This window comes from Amycolatopsis mongoliensis (assembly GCF_030285665.1).
GTDB classification, from domain to species: domain Bacteria; phylum Actinomycetota; class Actinomycetes; order Mycobacteriales; family Pseudonocardiaceae; genus Amycolatopsis; species Amycolatopsis mongoliensis.
The window spans coordinates 8,799,026-8,811,383 of sequence record NZ_CP127295.1 but is presented as its reverse complement, the minus strand read 5'-3'; the positions used below and the strand labels follow the sequence as shown (position 1 = coordinate 8,811,383).

Genomic DNA, 12,358 nt, shown 5'->3' with positions numbered 1-12,358 from the left:
GCACTACAGATCGGCGCGGTTCGCCGATCGAGTGGCTCAGCGGGCGCCGCGGAGGGTGGCGCGGCCGGCGTACCGGGCCTCGGCGCCGAGCTCCTCCTCGATGCGGATGAGCTGGTTGTACTTGGCGGTGCGGTCGGAGCGGGACAGCGATCCGGTCTTGATCTGGCCGCAGCCCGTGGCGACGGCGAGGTCGGCGATCGTGGTGTCCTCGGTTTCGCCGGAGCGGTGGGACATCACGACCGAGTAGCCCGCCTTGTGCGCGGTGTCGACGGTGAGCAGCGTTTCGGTGAGCGTGCCGATCTGGTTGACCTTGACCAGGATCGAGTTGGCGATCCCGCGGTCGATCCCGTCCCGCAGCAGCTTGACGTTGGTGCAGAAGACGTCGTCGCCGACGAGCTGCACCCGGTCGCCGATGCCGTCGGTGAGCTGCTTCCAGCCGTCGTAGTCGTCCTGCGCGAGGCCGTCCTCGATGGAGACGATCGGGAACCGCGTGGTCAGCTCGGCGAGGTAGGCGACGTGCTCCTCGACGCTGCGCTTGCGGCCCTCGCCGCGGTAGTCGTAGACGCCGTCGGCGTAGAACTCCGACGCGGCCGGGTCGAGCAGCAGCGCGATGTCCTCGCCGGGGGTGTAGCCGCTTTCCTCGATCGCGCGGACGACGAACTCGAGCGCTTCGTCGGCCGAGGCGAGGTTGGGTGCGAAACCGCCTTCGTCGCCGACGTTCGTGCCGTGCCCGGCCTTCTTCAGCGACGCGCGCAGCGTGTGGAACACCTCCGAGCCCATCCGCACGGCCTCGGCGAAGGTCTCCGCGCCGACCGGGCCGATCATGAACTCCTGGAAGTCGATCGGGTTGTCGGCGTGCGCGCCGCCGTTGACGATGTTCATCATCGGCATCGGCAGCTGGTGGGCGAAGACGCCACCGACGTAGCGGTAGAGCGGCAGCGTGTTCGCCGCCGCGGCCGCCTTCGCGACGGCCAGGGAGATCCCGAGCGTGGCGTTCGCGCCGACCCGGGCCTTGTTCGCCGTCCCGTCGGCCGCGATCAGCGCGGCGTCGACCTCGGCCTGCGCTTCGGCGTTCAGCCCGACGACCGCTTCGGCGAGTTCGGTGTTGACCGCGGTGACGGCCTTGCGCACGCCCTTGCCGTGGTAGCGTGCCGGGTCGCCGTCGCGGAGCTCGACCGCTTCCCGCGTGCCGGTGGAGGCACCCGACGGAACGGCGGCCCGGCCCAGCGAGCCGTCTTCCAGCACGACGTCCACCTCGACGGTCGGGTTGCCCCGGCTGTCGAGCACCTCGCGACCACGAACACGGGCGATTGCCGTCATCTCAGCTCCTCGAAGAATTCCCCAGGGGCGCCGGCGGCGCTGCCGTGCGCGGGTCCGGGACGGAGGCTAGCAGAGGGTGTCTGAATCGATAAGGCCTATTTCACCTCGGTACTCGCTCGCGGCGGGGAGGACGTCAGGAGCCGAGCGTGGGCAGGAAGGCGGGGGCCCGGCGTGCCGGGGCGGCGCGTTCGAACGCCGCGGCGAAGGCGAGCACGCGGGCGTCGGCCCAGCGGCCGGCGAAGAACGAAACGCCGATCGGCAGCGGACCCGCGAACCCGGCCGGGACCGACACGTTCGGGTAGCCCGCGACGGCCGCCGGGGTCGACGAGCCGAGGACGAACGCGTCGCCGGTGGCGTAGTCCGTCTTCCACGCCGGGCTGTTGGTGGGCGCGACGATCGCGTCCAGGTGCAGCCGGGAAAGCGTTTCGTCGATCGACCGCTGCGCCAGCGAAGTGGCCGTCGCCCGCTGCTGCCGGTACGTCGGATCGTGCGGCCCGGGCGCGGCCGCGGCCTGCTCGAACAGCTCCTGGCCGAACTTCGACAGCTCCACCGGGTCGCGCCGGTCGAAGGCGATCAGCTCGTCGAGCGTGGCGGGGTGGCCCGGCCGGTGCGTGAGGTAGGCGTTCAGGTCGCGCTTGAACTCGGTGAGCAGCGCGGGCGTCTCGGCCGCGCCGATCCGGTCCTGGTACGGCAGGTCGACGTCGACCACCGTCGCCCCGCGGGCGGTCAGCGTCCGGACGGCGTCCCCGACGACCCGGTCGACGTCGGCGTCCAGGCCGGCCAGCCGCCAGACACCGATCCGGGCCCCGCGCAGGGCACCCGGGTGCAGGAGCGCCGCGTAGTCCTGCGGCTGCCCGGCGGGAATCGCCGCCGTCGCGGGGTCGGCCGGGTCGCGGCCCTGCAGCACGGACAGCGTGACGGCGGCGTCGACGACGTGGCGCGCCATCGGCCCGGCGGTGTCCTGCTCCGCGGAGATCGGCACGACGCCGGTCCGGCTGACGAGCCCGAGCGTCGGCTTCTCGCCGACGACGTCGTTGGCGCCGGCCGGGCAGACGATCGAGCCGTCGGTTTCGGTGCCGATCGCGACCTGGGCCAGCGTGGCGGCCACGGCGGCGCCGGAGCCCGAGGACGAGCCGCACGGGTTGCGGTCGAGGACGTAGGGGTTGTTCGTCTGGCCGCCGATCCCGGACCAGCCCGACGTCGAATGCGTCGACCGGAAGTTGGCCCACTCGGAGAGGTTGGTCTTGCCGAGGATGACGGCGCCCCCGCGCTGCAGCCGGTCGACCAGCGCCGCGTCGGCGGCCGGGCGGCTGCGCGGCAGGCCTCGCGACCCCGCGGTCGCCGGCTGCGCGTGGGTGTCGATGTTGTCCTTGAGCAGCACCGGAATCCCGTCCAGCCGGCCGAGCGAGTGGTGCGCGCGGCGGCGGGCGTCGCTGGCGGCGGCGGCGCGCAGCGCGCCCGGGTCGACGGCGAGCACCGAGCGGACCTTGCCGTCGAGGGCGTCGATGCGGTGCAGGTAGGCCGTCGTCAGCCGGACGGCGGTGAGGCCACCGTGGTCCATCCGCTGCTGGAGTTCGGGGATGGTGGCCGCGTCCAGGTCGAAACCCAGGCCGGTGTCGGCGGCGGCGGGGACCGGGGCCAGGAGGGAACCGGCGAGGACGACGAGCACGGCGGCCGAGCGCAGGCGATTCACGGCGTCCATCGGACTCCTGAACGCGGCGGTGGTCAACCCCCCGTTGGTCGGGCGCCTCTGTCCACAAGGGACTCGATACCGGGCGGAAGGCTCGCGCGGTCGGCCACGAACCCGACGATCGCGGTGCGCAGCGCCCGGACGGCCCGCGTCGGCTCGATCTCCTTGCGGTAGGCCAGCTGCACGATCCGGGTCATGCCGGCTTCCGGTGCGAAGCGCGTCATCAGGAACCGTTCACCCGCGACGGTGCTCGGCACGACCGCGGACCCGACGCCGGCGCGCACCAGCTCCAGCACGGCGTCCATCTCACCGCCCTCGATCGCGAACGACGGCTCGAACCCGGCCGCGCGGCAGGCGTTGACCGTCGCTTCCCGGACGTCGTAGCCGCGGCGGAACATCACCAGGGGGACGTCCGCGAGCTCGTGGACGGCGAGCCGGGCGCCCGCGTGCGGCACCGGCGCGTCCGTGGGGGAGATCACGACGAGCTCCTCCAGCAGCAGGGGCGTCGCCGCCAGGTGGGGGTCGCCCGCGGTCCGCGCACCGGCCAGCAGCGCCAGGTCCAGCGCGCCTTCGGCCAGCCGCTGCCGGAGGTCGCCCGACCCGCTTTCGTGCAGCTCCAGCTGAATGCCCGGGTACCGGCGGCGGAACGCCGACAGCATCGCGGGCAGCAGGCCCGTGCACAGGCTCGGTGGCGCGCCGAGCCGCACGCGGCCCCGGTCCAGCTCGTCCAGTTCGCGGATCGCGAGCCGCGCGGATTCGGTCTCCGCCAGGATCCGCCGCGCGATCGGCAGCAGGACTTCGCCGGCCTCCGTGAGCGAGACGTTGCCGCGGATCCGGTGGAACAGCGGCGCGCCCAGGTCGTGCTCGAGCGTGCGGATCTGCTGCGACAGCGAGGGTTGCGCGACCCGCATCTCCTCGGCGGCGCGGGTGAAGTGCCGGTGCTCCGCGACGGCGACGAAGTAGGCGAGCTGGTGCAGCTGCATCCCTCGATGATAGCCGTTGGCTATCGAGTGCAGAGTCATGATGTCTTTGACCTCTGATGGGGGTGCTCCTACCGTCGGTCGGGTGGCAAACGATCTCGCGGTGCGGCGGCGCCGCTCGACCTTCCGCCAGTTCTGGGATTCGACGATCGGCAAGAAGATCGTCATGGCGGTCAGCGGCGCGCTCCTGCTCGCGTTCGTGTTCGCGCACATGGTCGGCAACCTCAAGACGTTCCTCGGCGCCGTCGACCTCAACCACTACGCGCACTGGCTGCGCACGATCGGCGAACCGGTCCTGCCCTACGCCTGGTTCCTCTGGATCCAGCGCGTCGTCCTGCTCGTGGCGCTGGTCCTGCACGTCACGGCGGCGGTGCAGCTGGTCCGGCGCGACCTGCGGGCGCGCCCGGTGCGCTACGTCCACCGGCGCCCGGTGCGCGCGACCTTCGCGGTGCGCACGATGCGCTGGGGCGGCGCGACACTGGCGGTGTTCGTCGTCTGGCACATCCTCGACTTCACCGTGGGCACGGTGAACCGCGACTTCGTACCGGGCGACCCGTACCACAACCTCGTCGCGGACTTCCAGGTCTGGTGGGTGAACCTGATCTACCTCGTGGCCCTGGTCATGCTCGGCCTGCACATCCACCACGGCTTCGCCAGTGCCGCGCGCACCCTCGGCGTCACCAGCGCGAAGCGGGAACGGGCGATCAAGATCTTCGGCAGCACGACGGCGGTCGTGATCGCGGGCGGCTACGCGCTCGTCCCGGTCGCGGTCATGACGGGACTGGTGGACTGATGAGCGACTACCGCACCGGCGACCCGATCGCCGACACCAAGGCGCCCGCCGTTGCGCTGGAGAACCGGTGGGACGAACGGAAGTTCGCCGCGAAGCTGGTGAACCCGGCGAACCGGCGCAAGCACCGCGTGATCGTGGTGGGCACCGGGCTGGCCGGCGGGTCGGCCGGGGCGACGCTGGCCGAGCAGGGTTACCACGTGGTGCAGTTCTGCTTCCAGGACTCGCCCCGGCGGGCGCATTCGGTCGCGGCGCAGGGCGGGATCAACGCGGCGAAGAACTACCGCAACGACGGCGATTCGGTGTACCGGCTGTTCTACGACACGGTGAAAGGCGGCGACTTCCGGTCGCGGGAGTCCAACGTGTACCGGCTGGCGCAGGTGTCGGCGCAGATCATCGACCAGGCCGTGGCCCAGGGGGTGCCGTTCGCGCGGGAGTACGGCGGCCTGCTCGACACGCGCTCGTTCGGCGGCGTGCAGGTGCAGCGGACGTTCTACGCGCGCGGCCAGACGGGGCAGCAGCTGCTGATCGGCGCCTACCAGGCGTTGTCCCGCCAGATCGACGCGGGCAACGTCGAGCTGCACCCGCGGACGGAGATGCTCGACCTGGTCGTCGTCGACGGACGGGCGCGCGGCATCGTCGCGCGCGACCTCGTCACCGGGGCGATCGAGACGCACCTCGCCGACGCCGTCGTCCTCGCGACCGGCGGCTACGGCAACGTCTTCTACCTGTCCACCAACGCCAAGGGCTCGAACGCCACCGCGATCTGGCGGGCGCACAAACGCGGTGCGTACTTCGCGAACCCGTGCTTCACCCAGATCCACCCGACGTGCATCCCGCGCTCGGGGGAGCACCAGTCGAAGCTGACGCTGATGAGCGAGTCGCTGCGCAACGACGGCCGGATCTGGGTGCCGAAGCGGAAGGGCGACACGCGCCCGCCCGCGGAGATCCCCGAGGACGAGCGCGACTACTACCTCGAGCGGCTGTACCCGAGCTTCGGCAACCTGGTGCCGCGGGACATCGCGTCGCGCGCGGCGAAGAACGTGTGCGACGCGGGGCTGGGCGTCGGGCCCGGCGGCCTGGGCGTCTACCTGGACTTCGCCGACGCGATCGAGCGCATGGGCCGCCCGGCGATCGAAGCCCGCTACGGCAACCTCTTCGACATGTACCAGCGCATCACGGCGGAGGACCCCTACCGGACGCCGATGCGGATCTACCCGGCCATCCACTACACGATGGGCGGGCTGTGGGTGGACTACGACCTGCAGAGCACGATCCCCGGGCTGTTCGTCATCGGCGAGGCCAACTTCTCCGACCACGGCGCCAACCGGCTCGGCGCGTCGGCGCTGATGCAGGGTCTCGCCGACGGCTACTTCGTGCTCCCGGCCACCCTCAACGACTACCTCGGCGGGACCCGGCTGGACGAGGTCTCCCCGGGCCACGACGAGGTCACGCGGGTGGAAACCGAGGTGCGCGACCGGATCTCGCGGCTGCTTTCGGTCCGGGGGACACGGTCTGTCGACTCGTTCCACCGCGAACTCGGCCTGCTGATGTGGGACCACTGCGGGATGTCCCGCAGCCGCGAAGGACTGCGCAAGGCTCTGGACCGGATCCCGGAGCTGCGCGCGGAGTTCTGGCGGGACGTCCGCATCCCCGGCGCCGCGGCGGAGCTGAACCAGGAGCTGGAGAAGGCGAACCGGGTGGCGGACTTCCTGGAGCTGGCCGAGCTGCTGCTGATCGACGCGCTCGCGCGGGAGGAGTCCTGCGGCGGGCACTTCCGCGAAGAACACCAGACCCCGGACGGCGAGGCGCAACGCGACGACGAGCACTTCTCGTACGTCGCCGCGTGGGAGTACGGCGAGAAACCCGTGCTGCACCGCGAAGACCTCACTTTCGAGCACGTCCACCCGACCCAGCGGAGCTACACATGAAACTCACCGTCCGCATCTGGCGGCAGGCCGGCCCGGCCACCGAGGGCCGGCTGGTGTCCTACCCGGTCGACGACGTCAGCCCGGACATGTCCTTCCTCGAAATGCTGGACGTGCTGAACCAGGAGCTGATCGCGCACGGCGAGGAACCGGTGGCCTTCGACCACGACTGCCGCGAGGGCATCTGCGGCTCGTGCGGCGTCGTGATCAACGGGCAGGTGCACGGACCCGAGCGCACGACATCCTGTCAGCTGCACATGCGGTCCTTCGCCGACGGCGACGTGGTGGACGTGGAACCTTGGCGCGCCAAGGGGTTCCCGGTGATCAAGGACCTGGTGGTGGACCGGTCGGCGCTGGACCGGATCGTCCAGGCGGGCGGGTACGTCAGCGCCCCGACGGGCAGTGCCCCGGACGCGCACGCGACCCCGGTCCCCAAGCCGGACGCGGACCTGGCGTTCGACAACGCGACGTGCATCGGCTGCGGCGCCTGCGTCGCGGCGTGCCCCAACGGCTCGGCGACGCTGTTCACGGCGGCGAAGGTGACCCATCTGAGCCTGCTGCCGCAGGGGCAGCCGGAGCGGGCCCGCCGGGTGCTGGACATGGTGGACACGATGGACGCGGAGGGGTTCGGCGGGTGCACGAACACCGGCGAGTGCGTGGCGGCGTGCCCGAAGGGGATCCCGTTCGCGAGCATCGCGAGTCTCAACCGGGAGTTCCGGAAGGCGAGCCGCACCGGCCGCGGCTGAGCGGCTCGCCCCCGGGGGGTTCAGCGTTTGAGCGTGAAGGTGAAATCGCCGGACAGCTTGCCGCTCAGCCGGAACGCCGACACGAGATTCCCTTCCACGATCAGCCGTTCCACCTCGGCCCGGGAAAGGCCGAACCCTTCGGCGACCAGCCTCGCCGGCCGGATCGGGATCCGTGCGCCGAAGCGGACCGAAACGTCGACCACCTCGCGGTCCAGGTGGTCCGATCCGCCGGTGTCGAGGCGCCACGCACCGTCCCAGTCGAGGGCGATGCGGTTGCGGCGCCGCAACACCGGGTCCCGGAGGAGCTCGGCGGCCAGGCCGGGATCGTTGCCGTGCAGCCGGTCCAGCAGCTCGGGCCGGACGGAACGCACGTTCACGCGTTCCAGGACCGTGAGCTTCACGGTGTCCCCGCACGCCGTGCAGAGCGCGAGGAGCCAGGCGTCGATGAGCTTGTGGTTGGCGTTGACGCGAAATTTGCCGTTGGCCCGGAACCGTCCGGCCGCGCACACGTGGCAGCGGCGGAGGACGATCGGCAGGCAGGTGGGTACGACGACCCAGTTGACGAGCACAGGGGTACACCGGTTTCCGTGAGAAGTCCGCAGCAGGAAGCGGCGCGGCGCACAGGCGCGACGCGCGACGATTCAGCACTCGGGGTGTCTCACGCGATGTACAACGGCGGTCCTTCGGCCAGGCGATGGGGCTCGGAGGACCATAAGGGCGCGCGGCGGTGTCGTTCCACCGATTTTTCGCGTGCCCTCGTCGGGGGCCGGGTCAGCGTTCACTTACCGCCGACCCGGCTCGACGTCACTTCTTGAGCTTGGCGTACACGATCACGTTGTCGAGGTAGTTCCGGTTCGCCGCGTCGTACTTGCCGCCGCAGGTGATGAGGCGCAGCTCGGCGTCGGATGTGTTGCCGTAGACGGCTTCCGTCGGGAACTCCTTCTTCGCGATCTGGTCGACCTTCGTCACCTCGAACGTCAGCTTCCCGCCGTCGGCGCGGTCGACGTGCACGGGATCGCCCGGCTTCAGCTCGTGCAGCCGCCAGAAGATGCCCTTGCGGTGGTCGCCGTCGATGTGCCCGAGGATCACCGCGGGCCCGACCTCGCCGGGCGTCGGGCCGTACTCGTACCAGCCGGCCTGCAGCGGCTGGTCCACCGGCGGCACCTCGACGGTGCGGTCGGGGTTGAGCCCGAGCGACACCAGCGTCGACTTCGCGTCGATCGCGGGGACGTCGAGCGCGGTCGGCAGGGACCGCGTCAGGCCGGCGGAGACGGGTGCCGGCGGTGGGGCGGCAGGGGTCGCCGTGGCGCCGCAGCCGGCGAGCAGCAGCGCGGAGACGGCGACGAGGAGGGCGCGGCGCAGCATCGCCTCAGCCCTCGGTGGCGAGGCTGCCGTCGCCGGTCTGCGGGGCACCGGCGGGGACGACGACGACCTGCCCGGGCCCGGTCGGGCGCGGCGGCGCCTCGGGGGCGCGTTCCTTCGACGGGCCGCAGGTGACGGAGGCGAGCTTGACGTCACCGCTGCCGAGCGCGCCGGTGGTCTTGCCGCCGAGCAGCTTGACGTGCAGGGCCGTCACTTCGAGGGAACCGTCGTAGCGCTGGGTCTGCTCGTTGACGGTCACCTCGGCGACACCGGGGATGCCGAGCTTCTGGTTGGGCGAGGTGGCGGCGGGCAGCGTGCCGAGCCGGCCGAGGTTGACGCCGGCGAGGTCGCTGCTGCCGGTGACGTGCCCGTCGGCCGACCCGCAGCGGGCGCTGATCAGCCGGATCGACGGCACGCGCCCGGCGGCCGCGGCGAGCAGCGGCAGCGTCACCTCGGCGACGCTCGCCTTGGCGGCCACCGACCCGGCGCCGTCGACGACGGAGCTGCTGATGGCCTTCGCGGTGACGAGACCCTTGAGCGGGACGTCGGCGACACTCGCCTCGGCGGGGCCGGCGCTGCTCGACTTCGCCAGCTGCCCGGTGTCGACGGTGATCCCCTTGCCGTCGGTGAGGACCCCGGGCAGGAGGGTGACGCTCGCCGACGCGCCGAAGGCGGACCCGGTGACGGCGTCGTCGGCGGTGGCGACAGCGGTGGAGCCGGCGAGAACGGCGACGGTCACCCCGGCCAGGCTCCCGGCTCGGAGCAGGGTCGTGCGCATGAAGAAAGTCCTTTCGCCGGAACGGAAAACGGGGGAGACGCCGTATCGGGACGTGACCCGGCGGCGAGGGAAAGCCCGGCCACGCTATCAAAATCGCTACCCGGGGCAAGGATTCCTTGCGGTGGCGGGGATTTCGGTGGTGCGCGAAACGTGATCTTCGGGTGCGGGGACGACACTAAGCGGTCACTCGAGGGCGCGGGTTTTCCGAATGTGTGGACGCGGAGTAGTGCGCACTGCGGCATTCGAGGCGGTTCGGCCGCGGATCAGACACGGACGAGTGATTACCTGGACGGGCGGCGGTGGACACGCAGGGTGATGTGACCACCACGGTCGTTTGGCTCGCCGCCGCCGGCCCCCGGGGAGGTCCCGAATGAGTCATTCGCGACACGCGCTCTCGGCTCGCGCCGCCGCCCGACGACGTGAATGACTCATTCATGTCTTCGGACGAAGTGAATGAGTCATTCACGACACCGCCGGGAAAGGCCGGGCGGCGCGCACGCCGGGCCGGCGCTCAAGCCCGGTAGGGGCCGTGGCTCCCGAGGTCCGGGCTGACCCGCGGCGGCGGCCCGCCCTGCCCGGGCACCGGCGTCACGGTCGGCTGCTCGATCCCCACCTCGCCGGCCGGCTGGACGTACCCGTCGGTCTCCCGGTCCTGATAATGGGATTCGACGATCGTGTCCTGCCGCCGCCGGCCGAGGACCGCCACGGTCAGCCCGTGGGCCACCGCCAGCAGCAGCAGGAACACGCCCAGCCGGCCGACGAGGGCGGCCGTCGAGCCCGACCAGCCCGGGCCCACCACCGACAGCAGGGCCAGCACGCCGAACGCGACCAGGTGGAAGACCGTCACCACCATCCACGCCATCGACCCGGTCCCTTCGCCGTCGTCCGGGCCGCCCAGGTAGCGGCGGCCGCCGCGGTAGAGGATCTGGCCGTCGGCGATCACGAAGATCAGGCCGATGATCAAGAACCCCGGGAGTTCGTTGTCGGGCATCGTGTCCTCCTCGTTTCGGAGGGAGTACCCGGAGACCTCGCCCCGGCGAACCACTTCACCGGATCGAGCGATCACCGTCCTGGAGGAACTCCAGGTTTACGATCACGATCATGCGATTCGCCATCAAGACCTCGCCCCAGAACACCGTCTGGGCGGACATGCTCGCCGTGTGGCAGGCCGCCGACGAAATCGAGCTCTTCGAATCCGGCTGGACCTTCGACCACTTCTATCCCATCTTCTCCGATTCGACCGGGCCGTGCCTCGAAGGCTGGGTCACGCTCACCGCGCTCGCGCAGGCCACCCGGCGGCTGCGGCTGGGCACGCTGGTCAGCGGGATCCACTACCGCCACCCGGCGCTGCTCGCGAACATGGCCGCGACCCTCGACATCGTTTCGGGCGGCCGCCTCGAGATCGGCATCGGCGCCGGCTGGAACGAAGAAGAGTCCGGCGCGTACGGCATGGAGCTCGGCTCCGTCAAGGACCGCAGCGACCGCTTCGAAGAGGGCTGCGAGGTGCTCGTCGGCCTGCTGACCCAGGAGACGACGACCTTCCAGGGCGAGCACTACCAGCTGACCGACGCCCGCTGCGAACCGAAGGGCGTGCAGAAGCCGCACCCGCCGATCTGCATCGGCGGCAGCGGCGAGAAGCGAACCCTGCGCACGGCCGCGAAGTACGCCCAGCACTGGAACTTCGTCGGCGGCACCCCGGAAGAGTTCGCCCACAAGCGCGAAGTGCTGCACCGCCACTGCGCGGACATCGGCCGCGACCCGGCCGAGATCACGCTGTCCTCGCACGTCCGCCTCGGCCCGGACGGCGACTGCGCCAAGGTCGCGGCCGAAGCGGAGGCGCTCGGCGAAGCGGGCCTCGACCTCGCGATCGTGTACCTGCCGCCGCCGCACACGCCGGCCGTGCTGGAGCCGCTGGCGAAGGCGCTCGAGCCGCTGCGCTGAGGCGGCCGGGCGTCCCCCGGACACGGCAAGCGGTTCTCACCCGGGCGTGCGGAGTGGATCACCCGGGTGAGTTGCGGTGAATTGCGCGACCCCGGGCCCGGTGGCAGTTTCGGGGCACCGAACTGTATTCCCACCACGGATCCAGGAGTCGCGCATGACCACCACCGAGATGCCCGCCGTGCACGAATGCACCGTCAGCGGCTGTTCCTACAACCACGACGGCTGCCACGCCTTCGCCATCACCGTCGGCGGCGACAACGGGTCCGCCGACTGCGGCACGTTCGTCCCGCTGAACACCAAGGGCGGCCTCGACCGCGTCGTGGCCCAGGTGGGCGCCTGCTCCCGCGCGGACTGCCGGCACAACTCCTCGCTGGAGTGCACGGCCTCGAGCGTCCGGGTCGGACCGGGCGAGGCCGGGCATTCCGCCAACTGCCTCACCTACACGAAGTAGTTTCCCGCGCATCCGGCGCCGGCCGGCTCCCGGCCGGCGCCACGGCGCGCCGTCGCACCAGGTGCAACCCGGCGGCGGCCACGGCGCCCGCCGCCGCGACGACTCCGGTGGCCACCGGGCTCAGGGACTTCGACAGGCTCGGTGCCGTGCTCGGCCCGGGCAGCCAGACCGCCAGCGGGATGACGTAGGCCGCCGCCGACAGGCCGCTCCACCGGCGGGCCGCACGGGAACGCCGGGTTCGGGTCAGCACGATCGCGACCGGGATGCCGGCGAGCAGCGCGAACTGCCCGAGAACCATGATCGGGAACGCCCACGCCGCGGCGAGCACGGCCTTCGACGGGCGAGTGGGTGTGGACATCGCTCTTCTCCTTC

13 protein-coding genes are annotated in these 12,358 nt (G+C 71.5%); 5 read left to right on the top strand and 8 right to left on the bottom strand.

The window, feature by feature from the left end:
• Positions 1 to 36: 36 nt before the first annotated feature.
• From eno to QRX60_RS42360, 3 genes are all read right to left on the bottom strand, one after another.
• Positions 37 to 1,320, bottom strand: coding sequence for a phosphopyruvate hydratase (gene eno, locus QRX60_RS42370; protein WP_285997099.1), 1,284 nt, complete (start codon positions 1,318 to 1,320; stop codon positions 37 to 39).
• A gap of 133 nt (positions 1,321 to 1,453) precedes the next feature.
• Positions 1,454 to 3,022, bottom strand: coding sequence for an amidase (locus QRX60_RS42365; RefSeq protein WP_285997098.1), 1,569 nt, complete (start codon positions 3,020 to 3,022; stop codon positions 1,454 to 1,456).
• 23 nt (positions 3,023 to 3,045) lie between these two features.
• A complete protein-coding gene (locus QRX60_RS42360; protein WP_285997097.1) occupies positions 3,046 to 3,993 on the bottom strand; it encodes a LysR family transcriptional regulator in 948 nt (315 codons plus the stop codon).
• An 82-nt stretch (positions 3,994 to 4,075) separates the two neighbouring features.
• Between QRX60_RS42360 and QRX60_RS42355 the strand changes: the two genes are divergently transcribed.
• Genes QRX60_RS42355 through QRX60_RS42345 form a run of 3 tightly spaced genes read left to right on the top strand, consistent with a single transcriptional unit; the run spans position 4,076 to position 7,454 of the window.
• Entirely contained in the window at positions 4,076 to 4,783 is a 708-nt protein-coding gene (locus tag QRX60_RS42355) for a succinate dehydrogenase cytochrome b subunit (RefSeq protein WP_408630175.1), read from the top strand.
• A complete protein-coding gene (locus QRX60_RS42350; protein WP_285997096.1) occupies positions 4,783 to 6,711 on the top strand; it encodes a fumarate reductase/succinate dehydrogenase flavoprotein subunit in 1,929 nt (642 codons plus the stop codon). The genes QRX60_RS42355 and QRX60_RS42350 overlap by 1 nt, the downstream gene beginning before the upstream one ends.
• Positions 6,708 to 7,454, top strand: a complete 747-nt coding sequence (locus QRX60_RS42345) for a succinate dehydrogenase/fumarate reductase iron-sulfur subunit (protein ID WP_285997095.1) — start codon at positions 6,708 to 6,710, stop codon at positions 7,452 to 7,454. The genes QRX60_RS42350 and QRX60_RS42345 overlap by 4 nt, the downstream gene beginning before the upstream one ends.
• Positions 7,455 to 7,474: 20 nt before the next feature.
• On the opposite strand, the gene QRX60_RS42340 is transcribed toward QRX60_RS42345, so the two are convergent.
• The 4 genes from QRX60_RS42340 to QRX60_RS42325 all read right to left on the bottom strand — a co-directional run bounded on the left by QRX60_RS42340 (position 7,475) and on the right by QRX60_RS42325 (position 10,585).
• Complete coding sequence (locus QRX60_RS42340; protein WP_285997094.1) at positions 7,475 to 8,023, bottom strand: DUF1062 domain-containing protein; 549 nt, start codon at positions 8,021 to 8,023, stop codon at positions 7,475 to 7,477.
• Between the two features lie 235 nt (positions 8,024 to 8,258).
• Positions 8,259 to 8,819 (bottom strand): class F sortase, encoded by a 561-nt coding sequence (locus QRX60_RS42335; RefSeq protein ID WP_285997093.1) that lies wholly within the window; start codon positions 8,817 to 8,819, stop codon positions 8,259 to 8,261.
• Between the two features lie 4 nt (positions 8,820 to 8,823).
• Positions 8,824 to 9,594 carry a choice-of-anchor P family protein gene (locus QRX60_RS42330; RefSeq protein WP_285997092.1) on the bottom strand — a complete coding sequence of 257 codons (771 nt, stop codon included), beginning with the start codon at positions 9,592 to 9,594 and terminating at the stop codon, positions 8,824 to 8,826.
• A 511-nt stretch (positions 9,595 to 10,105) separates the two neighbouring features.
• Positions 10,106 to 10,585 (bottom strand): hypothetical protein, encoded by a 480-nt coding sequence (locus QRX60_RS42325; RefSeq protein WP_285997091.1) that lies wholly within the window; start codon positions 10,583 to 10,585, stop codon positions 10,106 to 10,108.
• A 110-nt stretch (positions 10,586 to 10,695) separates the two neighbouring features.
• Here QRX60_RS42325 and QRX60_RS42320 point away from each other — a divergent pair, with 110 nt between their 5' ends.
• Both QRX60_RS42320 and QRX60_RS42315 read left to right on the top strand, forming a co-directional pair.
• On the top strand, positions 10,696 to 11,535 hold the full coding sequence (locus QRX60_RS42320) for an LLM class F420-dependent oxidoreductase (protein ID WP_285997090.1): 840 nt from the start codon (positions 10,696 to 10,698) through the stop codon (positions 11,533 to 11,535).
• 154 nt (positions 11,536 to 11,689) lie between these two features.
• Positions 11,690 to 11,986, top strand: a complete 297-nt coding sequence (locus QRX60_RS42315; protein WP_285997089.1) for a DUF1540 domain-containing protein — start codon at positions 11,690 to 11,692, stop codon at positions 11,984 to 11,986.
• On the opposite strand, the gene QRX60_RS42310 is transcribed toward QRX60_RS42315, so the two are convergent.
• Positions 11,970 to 12,344 (bottom strand): hypothetical protein, encoded by a 375-nt coding sequence (locus QRX60_RS42310; protein WP_285997088.1) that lies wholly within the window; start codon positions 12,342 to 12,344, stop codon positions 11,970 to 11,972. The two genes, QRX60_RS42315 and QRX60_RS42310, sit on opposite strands and share 17 nt — an antisense overlap.
• Between the last annotated feature and the right edge of the window lie 14 nt (positions 12,345 to 12,358).